The sequence below is a fragment of the Afipia sp. GW821-FHT14H12 genome (assembly GCF_058803465.1).
Map to the genome: position 1 here is coordinate 47,833 of NZ_JBXAOZ010000001.1, position 15,387 is coordinate 63,219.

Below are 15,387 nucleotides of genomic sequence, written 5' to 3' on the forward strand. Positions count from 1 at the left end.
CCGGGTCCGGTCGCCCTTGCGGGAGTTGTCCTATGGTTGAGCCGATCATGTATCTGGCGATCGGTTTTCTGATCTCGATGCTGTGCGGGCTGATGATCATGCCGCTCGTGCACAACCGCGCGGTGCGGTTGACGACGCGGCGGCTGGAGGCGGCGGCGCCGCTGTCGATGGCCGAGATTCAGGCCGACAAGGACCAGTTGCGCGCCGAATTCGCGATGTCCGCCCGTAAGCTGGAAATGAGCGTCGAGCAGCTCAAGGCCAAGACCACCAGCCAGCAGGCCGAGCTTGGAAAGAAAAACGACGCCATCAATCGCCTGAAGATGGAGCTTGGCGAGAAAAGCGCGGCGATTTTTACGCTGGAGACGCGCGAGAAGGCGCTGCACGAACAGCTTCACGCCACGGAGAAGGAATTCTCGCTCAAGACCGACAGCCTGCGCGACGCCGAACAGGCGCTACGCGAAAAGCAGATCGAACTGACAAAGCTGTCCGGCGAATTATCCGACCGCTCGCAGACGGCGGAAGCTCGCGAAGCCGAGCTCGTCACGGTGCGCGCCGAAATCGAAGCGCTGCAAACCCGTGTCGCCCATGCCGAGCAGGAACACACCGAGGCCCGCTCCCGCCTCGACGATCAGCGCGGCAAATCGGAAACGGCAAGCCGCGAACTGAACGACGCCCGCTCCCACGCCGAAACCTTGACCGGCCGCCTCGGCGAGCTTGACGGCCAGTTGCTGACGCAATCGCAAAAAGCCGAAGCGCTGGCGAAACGCGTCGAAGAACTGGAAGCCCGCCTCGTGACGCAGGACAAGGTTCTCGTCCAGCGCGAACAGGACAACAGCGAACTGCGCAAGCAGATCGAAGCCGCCCATGACGAGCGGGCGAAACTCGTGCGCGAGCTGGCGGCCGCGAGACAGCAGGCGGACAAGGCTTCCGCGGAGGAGCGGCAGGAAAACGGGCTGCTGCGCGAACGCATCAATTCCATTGCCGCCGAAGTCGCAGGATTGGCAGGCAAGCTCGAGGGGCCGGATTCGCCGATCCAGAAAATCCTCGCGTCGGAGAGCGGGTCCACGCCCGCGATCAGTGCCATCGTCAATGGCGATACCGCAAAGGGCGCAGCCAGCGGAGCACAAGGCAGCCTGGCCCAGCGCATCCGCGCGCTTCAGGAAGTGCAGGCCGCGCGCACCGGCAAGGCCTGACACGTCCCGGCAGGCCTGAATTCGTCCGATCGGAGCTTGACACCTTGGCCATGAGCTTCGTAAATCGCGGCCTTCACGGCCCCTCGAAGGCCGTCCCGGGCGCATAGCTCAGCGGGAGAGCGTTCCCTTCACACGGGAGAGGTCCAAGGTTCGATCCCTTGTGCGCCCACCATCGGTTTTCATTTCGATCATCGGTACATTCCCGCGATATCGGCTCGTTCTAGAGACGATATGCCGCTTTCACGTTGCTGTGGGTTGCGGCTCCCCGCAGAATATGGCCTTTCTGGGCTATCCGAAGCCACAATCACCCTGAAAGGTCCGCCGATGAAGCGTGTCGTTTCGTTATTGTCCGCCTGCATGATCCTGGGCAGCGCGTCATTCGCCGCCGCGCAGGAAGCGAACAGCAGCGAAGTCATGTTCCCGAACTTCTTCTCCTCGGGCATCGGCCGCTCGAGCCCGATTCCGCGCCAGCGGGTCAGCTATCAGAGCAATTACGCGCCGGGCAGCATTGTCGTCGATACACGCGAGCGGCGGCTTTATCTGATCACCGCTCCGGGCGAAGCGATGCGTTACGGCATCGGCGTCGGCCGCGACGGATTCCGCTGGGGCGGCGTGCATCGCATCACCGCCAAGAAGGAATGGCCGAGCTGGACGCCGCCATCGCAGATGCTGCGCCGCCGCCCCGACCTGCCGCGGCACATGAAGGGAGGACCGGAGAACCCGCTCGGCGCGCGCGCGATGTATCTGGGTTCGACGCTCTATCGCATTCACGGCTCGAACGAGCCGGAAACCATCGGACAGGCAGTGTCGTCGGGATGCTTCCGCATGGTCAACGACGACGTCATCGATCTCTATAACCGCGTCTCGGTCGGCGCCACGGTCTACGTCAAGAACTGAGCATGAAACAGGGCGTGCGCGTCAGCCTCGCAATGCTCGCAACGGCCTTCGTTGCAAGCCGGGCCTTGGCGGCCGACGCGGACATCCCTTCCATCGCGGCAAACCAGCATAACCAGAAAACGAATTTCACCGACGCCGAGATCGTCGACGGATTTCTGAAGACGACTTTCGGCGCGGAATACCAGCTCGCGGGCAAGGTCGACCGCATCCGCAAATTCCAGAAGCCGGTGCGGGTGTTCATCACCGGCGTGAACAGGCCGGACCGCAATCAACAGATCGAAGCCGTGACCGCGGATATCGGCCAGCACATCGATCATCTCGACATCGCCGTGACGCCAAACCGCGAGGAAGCCAATCTCATCGTGCAACTGGTGCGCGACCGCGATCTCGACCGTTCAATCCGCAAATCCTACGGCACGACGACGGCCCGCAAGATTCGCAAATCGCTCGACCCGCAATGCCTCTCGGGATTTCGCAAGAACGACAAGTACGAGATCGAACACGCCGAAGTCATCCTGACGGTCGACAGCGGCGATTTTGTTTTCCTCGACTGCGCCTATGAGGAAATGCTGCAATCGCTGGGGCCGATCAACGACACCGGATCGGTGCCGTGGACCATGTTCAACGATGCGGTGTCGATGGGTTTCTTCGACACCTACGACCGCTATCTCCTGAACATTCTCTACGATCCGCGCGTCAAGGCCGGCATGAGCGTCGATCAGGTCCGCCCGCTATTGCCCGCGATCCTCAAGGATGTCCGCGCAAAGGTCGCGGCGCCTTTGCAGGACCGTCACTAAGACACGCGCCTTAAGCCAGCTTGCGCGACGCTTCCTTCACCTTGCGCGTGGCGTCGTCGACGGAACGGGTCGCCTCGGCGATTTCCCTCATGCTGCTGTCGATCTCCGACACGCCCTTGGCGGCAACCTGCATGTTCGACGAAATGCTCTGCGTTACCGACGCCTGTTCCTCGACGGACGCCGCAATTGCGGAGGAGATTTCGTTCACCTGCGAGATCGTTTCGGTAATGCTTTCGATCACCGTGACCGCGTTCGCCGTGGTGCTCTGCACTTCGGCGATCTGGCCGCTGATCTCGTCGGTCGCCTTCGCGGTCTGCGCGGCAAGGCTCTTCACCTCGGAAGCCACCACCGCAAATCCCCTGCCCGCTTCACCCGCGCGCGCGGCTTCGATCGTCGCATTCAGCGCCAGAAGATTGGTCTGATCCGCGATATTGTTGATGAGCTTGACCACATCTCCGATCTTCTGCGCGGCAGCGGCCAACCCTGACACGATTTCATTGGTCTCGTTGGCCTGCTTCACCGCGCGCATCGAGATGTCGAGCGCATTCGCCGCCTGACGGCTGATCTCGCCGACCGAAGCCGCGAGTTCTTCGGCACCGGACGCCACCGCCTGCATGTTCGACGATGTTTGCGTCGATGCTCCGACCACGGAGGTGATCCGCCCCGTGGTATCGGTGACGGCCCCCGTAATCAGATCCAGATCGCCGTCGATGGAGGTCTGGATTTCACCACGGCGAATCCGGTCCTCGACCTGCGCAGTCACGTCGGTTGCGAATTTCACCACCTTCATCAATTCGCCGCCTGCACCATAGATCGGATTGTACGACGCCTGAATCCAGACCACGCGGCCACCCTTGCCGACGCGCTTGAACTCACCGGCCTGATACTCTCCGCGCCGCAGCGCGCTCCAGAACTCACGATATTCGGGGCTGCCGCGATAGGCCGCATCGACGAACATGCCGTGATGCTGGCCGCGAATGTCTTCCAGCGCATAGCCAAGCGCCGCCAGAAAGTTCTCGTTGGCGGTCAGAACCTTGCCATCGAGATCGAATTCGATGACGGCCTGCGATTTGTGAATTGCATTGATCTGTCCTTCGTAATCGGCGCTGCGCACTTTCTGCTGCGTGATGTCGAAGGCAAACTTGATGACCTTGTAAGGCTTGCCGCTGCGATCGAACAACGGGTTATAGGAGGCCTGAATCCAGATCGTGCGTCCGTCTTTCGCGATGCGCTTGAACTCGCGCGCCTGGAATTCACCTGCGCGCAGCCTGTTCCAGAATTCGCGGTATTCGGCGCTGCTGCGCTCCGCCTCGGGCACGAACATGCTGTGATGTTTGCCCTGCACCTCATCGAGCCGATAGCCGATCGCCCCGAGAAAGTTTTCGTTGGCGGTGACGATCGTGCCGTCGAGATTGAATTCAATGACCGCCTGCGACCGGCCCACCGCATCGATCTTGGAGCGCAATTCCTGATTCACATTGAACAGTGCCATCGTCCCACCCTTCTGGTTTTGGACAGCCTGCCGATGATTTCTTTAAACAACCATAACGTGTACATTAATAGGAATTCTACCGTATGGAACCGGCACTGGAGCACCGCATCACACCGAAGCGCCCAACTTCCTTCTCCTTCCTTTCCGCACCACCCCGCATCCCTGCGCGACTGTCTCGCCATGGCTTTGGCCGCCTGCGCGGTGTATCAGGGGCGCGCTTACCAACGCGCAGTTAAGAGGATTGACGTTTGACCCGGGATTCTTCCGCCAAGCCGTTCATCGACGTTCTTTCGGGCCAGCGGCAAACCGTTCCTCCCATCTGGATGATGCGCCAGGCCGGGCGCTACTTGCCGGAATACCGGGCCGTGCGGGAGAAGGCCGGCGGATTTCTCGATCTCGTCTACAATCCCGAGCTTGCCGCCGAAGTGACCCTGCAGCCGATCCGCCGCTTCGGCTTCGATGCCGCGATCATCTTCTCCGACATTCTGGTGGTGCCACATGCGCTGGGCCGCGATGTCCGCTTTGAAGTTGGCGAGGGTCCCCGGCTCGATCCACTCGATACTCCTGAAAAAATCGCGGCGGAGAAATTCTCCGCGAATTTCGCGACCTTCGAACCGGTGTACGAGGCCCTGCGCCGCGTCCGCAGCGAACTCGCGCCGAACGTCGCGCTGATCGGCTTTTGTGGCGCGCCATGGACAGTCGCGACCTACATGGTCGCAGGCCACGGCACGCCCGATCAGGCTCCGGCGCGGCTCCTCGCCTATCGCGACCCGAAGGCGTTCGGGAAGATCATCGACGCCATCGTCGAGACCTCGATCCGCTATCTGCTCGGTCAGCTCGCGGCCGGCGCGGAGGTGCTGCAGATTTTCGATACCTGGGCCGGCGTGCTGCCGCCCGCCGAATTCACCCACTGGTCGATCGAGCCTACGCGGCGCATCGTGGAAGGCGTCCGCGCGCAGGTGCCGGGTGCGAAGATCATCGGTTTTCCGCGCGGCGCAGGCGCGATGCTGCCCGCCTATGCCACCCGCACCGGCGTCGATGCCGTCAGCATCGACTGGGCCAGCGAGCCGTCATTCATGCGCGAATATGTGCAGAGCCGCGTCGCCCTGCAGGGCAATCTCGACCCGCTGGCGCTGATCGCGGGCGGCGACGCGCTCGATAAAGCCGTCGATGACGTGCTTGCGAATTACGCGGGCGGCCGGCTGATCTTCAATCTCGGCCACGGCATCCAGCCGAACACGCCGATCGCGCATGTCGAGCGTATGATCGCGCGGGTGCGGGCCTACAAGGGCTAATGCGACAACGGCCGGGTGCGTGCGATCACATCCGCCGCGCCCTTCTCGAGCAGATCGAACGCCACCGCGCGCCCCAGTTCGCGGGGCCGTCCGACAGACCCGCGCCGCGTGACTTCGATGAAGTGATGGTTGGCCTCATCAAGAACAGCCGCCTTCAATGAAATCTCGCCGCCGTCGAGCGTCGCGTAGCCCGCGATGGGCGAGTTGCAATGGCCGTTCAGCACCCATAACACTTCGCGTTCCGCCTCTCCGCACTGGCGCGAGACGGCATTATCGATGCCCGCCAGACGGGCAAGCGTCTGCCAATCAGCCGCCGCGCATTCCACCGCCACGATGCCCTGCCCGACGGCGGGCAGCATCTCGTCCGGGGAGAATTGGTGAACGATACGGTCGGCGAAACCGACACGCTCAAGCCCCGCGCGCGCCATCACCAGCGCATCGGCAGGCCCGACCTCGCCGCCGTCCGGCAGACGCTGCATCTCGCGCCCGTCGAGCTTGCGGATGCGCGTATCGGCGGCGCCACGAAAATGAATGATTTCGGCTTCCGGAAACAGACGGCGCACATAGGCGGCGCGGCGCACCGCATTGGTGCCGATCTTGAATCCCTTGCCGCGCGAACGCCGCAGTTCATCGAGCGTCACGCCGTTCCGCACCACCAGCGCATCGGTCGGTGGGTCGCGCAAGAGCATCGCGCCGATCACGAGGCCGGGCGTGTCTTCGTTGCCGGGCATGTCCTTGAGCGAATGCATCGCCGCCTCCAGGCGGCCTGCGCGAACGGCATCGCGGATCTGCGCGACAAACGCCCCGCCCTTGCCGCCGAGATCGAGCAGCTTGCCGGTCTGATCCTGATCCCCCATGGTCTCGAACTTGACGATCTCCACCGCAAGGCTCGGGTCAGCCGCCGTCAACTGGCGCGCGATTTCGTTGGTCTGCGCCAGCGCCATCACGCTCTTGCGCGTGCCGATCCGCATCAGTCGTTGTGTCAATGAACGGGCTTCCACTATGATTACCGGTCTCCCATAGCTTTGAAAAAGGCCGCTCACAAGCTAAAGCTACCGGGTCAATCCGCCCCCGGAAGCATTCTTGAGTCCAATTGATCCAGAACGGCGCCCATCGTTCATGAAGATAGCCCTCATTACATACAGTGCTGACCCTGCACGGGGCGGGGCGGAGGGCTACACACTCGAATTGGCGGAAGCACTCATCGGGCGCGGCAACGACGTTTCCGTCCTCCATTACACGCCACTCGGGAATAACCGCTCGACCGGCCCCAATTACATCCAGATCGGGAAGCCCCGCAGGACAAAGGCCGCGCAATATCTCGAATTTATCGATGCGGTGGACGAACACATCGCTCACGGCCAATTCGATATCGTTCACGCCATGCTTCCGGTCCGGCGCTGCGATATTTATCAGCCTCATGCCGGACTGGCGATCGAAGCGATCAACGGCAACAACAAGCGCCGGCAGGGTCTCGGTCGATTTCTGGCGCGCATCGGTAACCAGCTGAACAGCAAGCGACAGCTCTATGCGCGCATTGAGCGCGATCTGCTCGCATTGCCTTCACCGCCGACAATCATTTGCCTCAGCGAGGCCATGAAAGCGAAAGTCGCGTCCGCCATCGGATCTGGCCGCGTCCGTCTTCCGGTTATTTACAACGCCGTCGATCTGGATCGTTATGATAAAAACCGCGATCCCGCGGCTGGCGCCATTCTCAGAGAAAAATTCGGCATAACGCCCGATCAGACGGTTGCGTTGTTCATCGCTCAGGATTTCGAACGCAAGGGCCTCGCCGTCTCGCTGAAAGCCATGGCCGAGGTTCGTCATCCGGCGCTCAGGCTGATCGTTGTCGGAAACGACAAGCCCGAACCATACCAGCGCCTCGCGGACACGCTCGGCATATCCCGGAATATGATTTTCGCGGGAGGCGTTCGCGATCCCTACCCGTTTTATGCGGCGGCGGATTTCGTTCTTTTCCCGTCGCTCTTTGATCCATTCGGATTGGTCCCCGCCGAATCCGTCGCAATGGGCGTGCCACCCATCGTGAGCCGGCAATGCGGCGTGAGCGAGCTTCTCACTCACAACCATGACGCGCTGGTGATCGAAAACCCTGAACAGGTTTCTGAGCTCATCTCAGCTATCAACACAATCCTTCAGCCCGACGTCCGCCAACGGCTTGCATCCAATTGCATCCAGACACGCCAGACCTTCTCTTATGAGAAGCACCTCGACTCGATCTCTCAACAGTATGACGCACGAATAAACACGCCCTAGAAGCAGTTCCCTGAAAGGTGGCCCTCAAAAAAACGGCCCGCCGGAGCGTCGCTTCCTGCGGTTTCTGCAGAGATTTCCTGTTAACAAGGCTTGTGAGTTTGCCTATAATATACATATGAAATGAATCTTATATGCATGCTCGCGCGCAGACCCGTTCTGAAACTACATACGCGCCGGCAAGAAGGATACCCGATGACTCACGTCGTCACCGACAACTGCATCAAATGCAAATATATGGACTGCGTGGAGGTCTGTCCGGTCGATTGCTTCTATGAAGGCGAGAACATGCTCGTCATCCACCCCGACGAATGCATCGATTGCGGCGTCTGCGTGCCAGAGTGCCCGGCTGAAGCGATCTTCCCGGATTCGGACCCCGCAGCCGAGCCGAAATGGCTCGAGCAGAACAAGAAATATGCCTCGCTCTGGCCGAATATTCCGTTCAAGAAGACCCCTCCGGAAGACGCCGACAAATGGAACGGCGTGAAGGACAAGTTCGAGCCGTATTTCAGCGAGAAACCCGGCGAGGGCTCCTGAAAAGCCTCCATCAGGTAGTCTTTTGGGCTGCTTGTCGCCGCAACCAAATCAGGGTGAAATGCCTCTTTGAGACAGCATCGCCGTGCCAAACCATATTCCGCCCGCAAACTCCTTCGATGACAATCTGCTCCAGCACGGGCTGGAGGATTCCGGCATCGGCACATGGGATCTCGACCTTGCGACCCGCAAGCTGGCGCTGTCGCCGACGACGCGCAAGCTGTTCGGTCTTTCCGCCGATGAAAGCCTCGACTACACGCGGTTTCTGTCACTGATTGAACCGGAAGACCGCGAGCGCACCAAACGCGCGATCGACCGCGCGATCGCGGATGTCAGCCATTTCGACATCCAGTATCGCATCCTCTCGCCGCACGGGACGCCTCATTGGGTGCGCACCCGCAGCGCCGTCGTCAAACAGAACGGCACCGCACACATGTGCGGCATCGTCATCGATATCGAGGAACAGAAACAGCTAGAAGCGGCGCTGCGGATACGCGAGGGCCATCTGCGCTCGATTCTCGAGACCATCCCCGACGCGATGATCGTGATCGATGGCCGGGGCATCATGCAGTTCTTCAGCAAGGCAGCCGTCCGGCAGTTCGGCTATACCGAGCGCGAGGCGATCGGGCGGAACGTCAGCATGCTGATGCCCAACCCGGACAGCGCCCGGCATGACGGTTATCTCGCGCGCTACCGCGCGACCGGCGAGCGCCACATCATCGGCATCGGCCGCATCGTGTCCGGCAAGCGCAAGGATGGCACGATTTTTCCGATGCATCTGTCGATCGGCGAGATGCAGACCGAGGGCGAACCCTATTTCACCGGCTTCGTGCGTGACCTCACCGAGTATCAACAGACGCAAGCTCGGATGCAGGAACTGCAATCCGAACTCGTGCATGTCTCGCGCCTTACCGCAATGGGCGAAATGGCGTCGGCGCTGGCGCACGAACTGAACCAGCCGCTCGCCGCCATCAGCAATTACATGAAAGGCTCGCGGCGCCTGCTGGCCTCCGACACCGAGGACAACCGGCAAAAGATCGAATCCGCGCTGGATCGCGCCGCCGAACAGGCCATTCGTGCCGGTCAGATCATTCGCCGCCTGCGTGATTTCGTCTCGCGCGGGGAATCCGAAAAACGCGTGGAAAAGGCCTCGAAACTGATCGAGGAAGCCGGCGCGCTCGGCCTCACGGGTGCGCGCGAACAGGGCGTGTCGCTCCATTTCAATCTCGAGCCGGATCACGACTTCGTTCTGGTGGATCGGGTCCAGATCCAGCAGGTTCTCGTCAACCTGTTCCGCAATGCGCTCGACGCCATGACCGAATCCACGCAGCGCACGATGATCGTCACCAGTTCCCGCGTCGCCAACGACATGATCGAGATAACTGTGTCCGACACCGGCCATGGCATCGCGAAGGAACATCAGGCAAGAATGTTCCAGACCTTCTTCACCACCAAGATAACCGGCATGGGGGTCGGCCTTTCCATCAGCCGGACGATCATCGAGGCTCACGGCGGGCGGATGTGGACCGAAGACAATCCGGCAGGCGGCGCGACTTTCCGCTTCACCCTGCCGGCCGCACCAAGCGAAGGATTGACCGATGCCGGTTGAAGGACTTGTGTATGTCATCGACGACGATCCGGCGATGCGGGATTCGCTCGATTTCCTGCTCGGCGCCGCCGGTCTGAAAGCGCGCCTGTTCGAATCCGCGGTGAGCTTTCTCGAAGCTTTGCCCACGCTGGAGCACGGCTGCATAGTCTCCGATGTGCGGATGCCGAATCTCGACGGCCTCGAATTGCTGAGGCGCCTACGCGAAAGCAACAAATCGTTGCCCATCATCATCATGACCGGCCATGGCGACATTCCGCTCGCGGTCGAAGCGATGAAACTCGGCGCCATCGATTTCATCGAAAAGCCGTTCGAAGATGACCGGCTGATCGGAACCATCACGACAGCCCTCAGCGGCGCCGCGCAACGTCACAAGGGCGACGCGGTAGCCGCCGATATCGCATCCCGAATCGCAAGCCTGAGCCCGCGCGAGCGGCAGGTGCTGGAGGGCCTCATCGCGGGATTGTCGAACAAGCTGATCGCACGAGATTATGACATCAGCCCCCGCACCATCGAAGTCTATCGTGCCAACGTCATGACCAAGATGCAGGCTTCCAGCGTCTCCGAACTGGTGCGCTTCGCCATCCGCGGCGGCCTCCTGAAGGATTGAGACAAATCAATGCGGTGAGGGCTCCCAGCAGCCAGTCTTGAAAGACGCGCTACTGCGTCGACCGGTTGAAGCATGTCCTCCCTGCGCAAAAGCACCGTCTATGTCATCGACGACGACCCGGATGTTCTGGGCTCGCTGCGCTTTCTGCTGGAAGCCGAAGGATTTGAAACCCTGACGTTCCGCACGGCTTCCGCGGCACTGGCGACAGACGTGCCGCGCCATGCCGACTGCTTCATCATCGACTACAAGATGCCCGGCATGAACGGCCTCGATCTCGTCTCCCGCCTCCACAGCCAGAACGTGCGGGTACCGATGATCCTTATTACCGGCGACCCTGACGAGGCCATCTCCGCGAAGGCGCTGGCGGCCGGAGTCCATTATGTGCTGCGCAAGCCCCATCTGGAGGAAAGCCTGATCGCCCATATCCGGCAGGCGATGCAGGACAGCGCCCCGGCCCGCCCTTCCTGAAGGAAAATCCGCCTGTCACCTCCGGTGAATCCCTTAAGGGACCGAGCGAAATACCGCTGCATCCGCGTTTCGGAGACAAAAGGCCATCGCCTCACAGGAGATGACCATGCTCGCCGAGATGCCCGCCACCCCTACTGCTTGTACCTTCAGGCGAATCTCCGCCACCACCGTGGCGCCACGCCTCGACCGCTTCGACACGATTCTCGGCAGCGCCGGTGTCGTGGGAGCCTCCCTCTCCTACCACAAGGACGAGGAAATCTACGGCGAAGGCGAGCCTGCCGACCACATCTACAAGGTGATTTCCGGCGCAGTCCGCACCTACAAGCTCCTGCCCGACGGCCGTCGCCAGATCGATGCCTTTCACCTCGCCGGCGACGTATTCGGCCTGGATTCTGGTGATGAGTACCGGCTGACCGCCGAAGCCATCGTCGACAGCCAGGTCCGCGCGGTCAATCGCCATCACCTCGAGGTCGCAGCCGAGATCGAAGTTCAGGTCGCACACGGCCTCTGGACGCTCACGGTCGACCACCTGCGTCATGCCGAAGATCACATGCTGCTGCTCGGCCGCAAGACCGCGACCGAGCGCGTGGCGACCTTTCTTCTGGAAATGGACCGTCGCCTTGCGGTCACCGGCCTGATGGCGCTGCCGATGTCCCGTCGCGACATCGCCGACTATCTCGGGCTGACGCTTGAAACCGTCTCACGCACCTTCTCGCAATTGCAAAGCCAGGGCGTGCTAGGCCTGTCCGGCGCGCGGCGGGTGGCGTTGCGTGATCGTCAGTGCCTGCTCGGCATGGACGCCTGAGGCGGCCCCCGTTCATCGAGACGGATGGCGAGAAACGCCGGCGCATAGCTCAGGCCGAATCCGAGAAACGACAGGATCCAGCAGGCAGCGGCCGCATAAATCAGGCCGCTGCTCCATGCCGGGACAAGGGCCGCCGCGATCCGCGCGAACGCGGCCGCAATCACGAGGGCATAGACCACCTGCGTTGCCGTGGACGCCACCAGCGGGCGGCCGGTATGACCGAGGCTCGCCCGCGACATCACCGCGAGCGTCATGATGCCCGCACCGCCCACCATCCACGCATGGATGGCGGCGCTCACGCTGACAAACCCCCATGCCGATATCGCGGCCAACAGAAAACCAAGCGGCACGAAGGCGTAGCCGATATGCAGGATGACCAGAATCCTGTTGGCCCAGGTGCGATAGCCCGCCCAGCGCACAAGCCGTGCGACATGAAAAAGTCCCGCGATCAGGCAGAGGCCGCCGGTCGGCATCCCTTCGGGACGGATCACCCAGGCGACCAGGGCAAGCGCGCCCAGCAGCACGGCGATGCCGTCAAATCGGGAAAACGGCACCGGCATCGCGCCCTGTGGCCGCCGCATCAGCCATATCCGCGTGAAGGCCGGGACAATGCGGCCGGCGATCACCGAAACCAGAAGGACGATAGCCGCAACACCGGCGCGCACGCTGTAGCCGGCGGCGCCCTGAACATGCGCCTCGACATGAAAGGCGACATTGCAGGCGAACAGCAGCAAAACCAGCGCCACGACCCGCATGTTGCGGAAATTGCGGGCTGCCAGCACCTCGCGGGCCGCGACCGCTCCGGCAAGAAGAAGGAACGACACATCGACCAGCATCGCCGCACGCCAGCCGACCTCTCCGGAGCATGCCACCGCGACGCGCCCGAGGACCCATACGACAACCATGAGCAGAAGCAGGTTGCCACGCACCGGCGGACGGCCGGTCCAGTTCGGTATCGCGGTCAGCAGGAATCCGGCAATCACCGCCGGCAGAAAACCGAACAGCATTTCATGAATGTGCCAGTCGAGCGGGGCGAAAGCCGTATGGAGCGTCACTTCGCCGAAATAAACCGGTATCCAGATCGCAACCGCCAACCCTGAATAAATCGCCCCGGCGAGAAAGAACGGCCTGAAGCCGTAGGACAGAAACGCAAAACCCTGCGCGTTCCGCAGCAATGACATCTCGATTTTCATAGCTTGTTCCCGGCCGGACTAAGACATCTCGCAGGGATGCAGTCCGGTCCCGCGGTAAGCCGCGATTCTGCAAAAGTCAAAAACTTCTCCGCCGCGGCTTCTGAACCGCAGCACCCAGCCTTCGCGCCTCCCGCAGATCGTCCACTGCGCGAACGGCAACCAGCAAAGCCAGAACCAGAAATACGATATAGATCGACATGATTCACCACCACGGATGGTGGAAACCTGCCGCTTTTCCGCACCGCCGCATTGAGAAAAATCAAATATCATTTGAAAGACGTTTTGTTGTCCACAAACCGGATGCGAAACAAATAACGCAACGGGCACAGATAGCTCTATGCAAATGAAATGTGACGGGATTTCCTGATATTTTGCGTTACCGCAAAGTCCTTTTCGCAACGCCAGATAGATTGTCGTCACATTCCTTCATCATTCCGAATGACGGCATGATGAAACGCTCTAGAATATGTTGCGCAGGTCGCTCACGATTCCTCCTGGAAACGTCGCGACCCTTGAATCCTGTGCCTGCTGCAAGCAGGCATTCGCCGATGCGGGGCAGATAACGATGCGAATGATCGAACAACTCACCAAGGACGAGCGCGAGTCGGGCCTCGTCATTCTGCTCATCATGTTCGTCGTCGGCGCGGTGATGACCGTTGCGGGCCGGGCCGACCTGTTCAGCGTCCATGGCGCGCTGGTGATGGTCGCAGCCCTTGCCGGCATCTTCTGGGTCGGCTCCGGATACTACTCACCCGAGCCGTCTCCCGATCGCCTCAACCAGTATTACGACGACCCGAGCAAGGTCGGCATCATTCTGTCGATGGGCTGGGCCGTGATCGCGATGTTCGTCGGCGACTGGGTGGCGTGGCTTCTGGTCAATCCCAACCTGACTTTCGACGCGGGATGGGCGAGCTTCGGCCGCCTGCGCCCCGTGCACACCAGCGGCGTGATCTTCGGCTTCGGCGGCAACGCGCTGATCGCGACATCCTTCTATGTGATGCAGCGCACCTGCCGCGCACGCCTTCCCGGCCAGCTCAGCCCCTGGTTCGTGCTGCTCGGCTACAACCTGTTCTGCGTCATCGCTGCCACCGGCTACCTGATGGGCATCACCCAATCGAAGGAATATGCCGAGCCGGAATGGTATGCCGATATCTGGCTCGTCGTGGTGTGGGTGGTCTACTTCATCCTCTACATGCGCACGCTGGCGCGTCGCAAGGAGCCGCACATCTACGTCGCCAACTGGTATTACCTCGCCTTCATCCTGGTGGTGGCGATGCTGCATATCGTCAACAACCTGGCGGTGCCGGTGTCATGGGCGGGCGTGAAAAGCTACTCGCTGTTCTCCGGCGTGCAGGATGCGATGACGGAGTGGTGGTATGGCCATAACGCCGTCGCCTTCTTCCTCACCTCCGGCTTCCTCGGCATGCTGTATTACTACATGCCCAAGCGCGCGGAGCGGCCGATCTACTCCTACCGGATGTCGATCATCAGCTTCTGGGGCATCACCTTCTTCTACATGTGGGCGGGCTCGCACCACCTGCACTACACCGCCCTGCCGCAATGGGTGCAGTCGCTCGGCATGACTTTCTCGGTGATGCTGCTGATCCCATCATGGGTGTCCGCCGGCAACGCGCTGATGACGCTCAACGGCGCCTGGCACAAGGTTCGCGACGACGCCGTACTGCGCTTCATGATGGTCGCCGCCGTCTTCTACGGACTGACCACGTTTGAAGGCTCGTTCATGGCGATCCGCCCGGTCAACGCGCTGTCGCATTACACCGACTGGACCGTCGGCCACGTTCATGCCGGCGCGCTCGGCTGGGTCGCGATGATCACCTTCGGCGCGATCTACGCGTCCGTGCCGTGGCTGTGGAAGCGCCCGGCGATGTATTCGGCCCGCCTTGTCGAAGCTCACTTCTGGCTCGCGCTGGCAGGCACCGTCGTTTACGTGTTCGCGATGTGGAACTCCGGCATCATCCAGGGCCTGATGTGGCGGACCTATAACGAGAACGGCACGCTCGCCTACTCCTTCGTCGACTCGCTCGTCGCGATGCACCCCTATTACATCGCCCGCGCGATCGGCGGCCTCCTGTTCCTGATTGGCACCATCATTGGTTGCTACAACATCTGGATGACCATCCGCGCCGTGCCGCATGTCGCGGCCGAGCCCGCCACCGACCGTCCCGAACTCGCAGGCGCGCCTGCGTTGCAGGCGGGGGAGTAAAC

General features: G+C 61.5%; 15 protein-coding genes and 1 tRNA gene. 12 read left to right on the forward strand and 4 right to left on the reverse strand.

Going from position 1 to position 15,387, the window contains the following annotated elements; translation table 11 throughout:
- Positions 1–32: 32 nt before the first annotated feature.
- From AC1RNA_RS00230 to AC1RNA_RS00245, 4 genes are all read left to right on the forward strand, one after another.
- Entirely contained in the window at positions 33–1,193 is a 1,161-nt protein-coding gene (locus AC1RNA_RS00230; RefSeq protein WP_492949831.1) for a hypothetical protein, read from the forward strand.
- A gap of 97 nt (positions 1,194–1,290) precedes the next feature.
- Positions 1,291–1,365: transfer RNA gene (locus AC1RNA_RS00235), tRNA-Val, on the forward strand.
- A 152-nt stretch (positions 1,366–1,517) separates the two neighbouring features.
- Entirely contained in the window at positions 1,518–2,090 is a 573-nt protein-coding gene (locus AC1RNA_RS00240; RefSeq protein ID WP_492949832.1) for a L,D-transpeptidase, read from the forward strand.
- Between the two features lie 2 nt (positions 2,091–2,092).
- Positions 2,093–2,887, forward strand: a complete 795-nt coding sequence (locus AC1RNA_RS00245; RefSeq protein WP_009340024.1) for a DUF2927 domain-containing protein — start codon at positions 2,093–2,095, stop codon at positions 2,885–2,887.
- A gap of 10 nt (positions 2,888–2,897) precedes the next feature.
- Here the strand turns inward: AC1RNA_RS00245 and AC1RNA_RS00250 are convergent, their stop codons facing one another.
- Positions 2,898–4,379, reverse strand: a complete 1,482-nt coding sequence (locus AC1RNA_RS00250) for a methyl-accepting chemotaxis protein (protein ID WP_492949833.1) — start codon at positions 4,377–4,379, stop codon at positions 2,898–2,900.
- A 248-nt stretch (positions 4,380–4,627) separates the two neighbouring features.
- Between AC1RNA_RS00250 and hemE the strand changes: the two genes are divergently transcribed.
- Positions 4,628–5,674 (forward strand): uroporphyrinogen decarboxylase, encoded by a 1,047-nt coding sequence (hemE, locus tag AC1RNA_RS00255; protein WP_492949834.1) that lies wholly within the window; start codon positions 4,628–4,630, stop codon positions 5,672–5,674.
- On the opposite strand, the gene hemC is transcribed toward hemE, so the two are convergent.
- A complete protein-coding gene (hemC, locus tag AC1RNA_RS00260) occupies positions 5,671–6,645 on the reverse strand; it encodes a hydroxymethylbilane synthase (protein ID WP_492951149.1) in 975 nt (324 codons plus the stop codon). The two genes, hemE and hemC, sit on opposite strands and share 4 nt — an antisense overlap.
- A 148-nt stretch (positions 6,646–6,793) precedes the next feature.
- Here hemC and AC1RNA_RS00265 point away from each other — a divergent pair, with 148 nt between their 5' ends.
- The 6 genes from AC1RNA_RS00265 to AC1RNA_RS00290 all read left to right on the forward strand — a co-directional run bounded on the left by AC1RNA_RS00265 (position 6,794) and on the right by AC1RNA_RS00290 (position 11,968).
- A complete protein-coding gene (locus tag AC1RNA_RS00265; protein ID WP_492949835.1) occupies positions 6,794–7,948 on the forward strand; it encodes a glycosyltransferase family 4 protein in 1,155 nt (384 codons plus the stop codon).
- A 192-nt stretch (positions 7,949–8,140) separates the two neighbouring features.
- Positions 8,141–8,482 carry a ferredoxin FdxA gene (gene fdxA / locus AC1RNA_RS00270; protein ID WP_009340018.1) on the forward strand — a complete coding sequence of 114 codons (342 nt, stop codon included), beginning with the start codon at positions 8,141–8,143 and terminating at the stop codon, positions 8,480–8,482.
- Positions 8,483–8,564: 82 nt separating this feature from the next.
- Positions 8,565–10,088 carry a sensor protein FixL gene (gene fixL, locus AC1RNA_RS00275; protein WP_492949836.1) on the forward strand — a complete coding sequence of 508 codons (1,524 nt, stop codon included), beginning with the start codon at positions 8,565–8,567 and terminating at the stop codon, positions 10,086–10,088.
- Entirely contained in the window at positions 10,078–10,695 is a 618-nt protein-coding gene (gene fixJ / locus AC1RNA_RS00280; protein WP_009340016.1) for a response regulator FixJ, read from the forward strand. The genes fixL and fixJ overlap by 11 nt, the downstream gene beginning before the upstream one ends.
- 72 nt (positions 10,696–10,767) lie before the next feature.
- Positions 10,768–11,163 (forward strand): response regulator transcription factor, encoded by a 396-nt coding sequence (locus AC1RNA_RS00285; RefSeq protein WP_492949837.1) that lies wholly within the window; start codon positions 10,768–10,770, stop codon positions 11,161–11,163.
- 106 nt (positions 11,164–11,269) lie between these two features.
- A complete protein-coding gene (locus tag AC1RNA_RS00290) occupies positions 11,270–11,968 on the forward strand; it encodes a helix-turn-helix domain-containing protein (RefSeq protein ID WP_492949838.1) in 699 nt (232 codons plus the stop codon).
- Here the strand turns inward: AC1RNA_RS00290 and AC1RNA_RS00295 are convergent.
- Positions 11,941–13,161, reverse strand: coding sequence for an NnrS family protein (locus AC1RNA_RS00295; protein WP_492949839.1), 1,221 nt, complete (start codon positions 13,159–13,161; stop codon positions 11,941–11,943). The genes AC1RNA_RS00290 and AC1RNA_RS00295 overlap by 28 nt on opposite strands.
- Positions 13,162–13,179: 18 nt before the next feature.
- On the reverse strand, positions 13,180–13,581 hold the full coding sequence (locus AC1RNA_RS00300) for a hypothetical protein (protein WP_492949840.1): 402 nt from the start codon (positions 13,579–13,581) through the stop codon (positions 13,180–13,182).
- A gap of 151 nt (positions 13,582–13,732) precedes the next feature.
- Here AC1RNA_RS00300 and ccoN point away from each other — a divergent pair, with 151 nt between their 5' ends.
- Positions 13,733–15,385, forward strand: coding sequence for a cytochrome-c oxidase, cbb3-type subunit I (gene ccoN, locus AC1RNA_RS00305; protein ID WP_492951150.1), 1,653 nt, complete (start codon positions 13,733–13,735; stop codon positions 15,383–15,385).
- Positions 15,386–15,387: the final 2 nt, after the last annotated feature.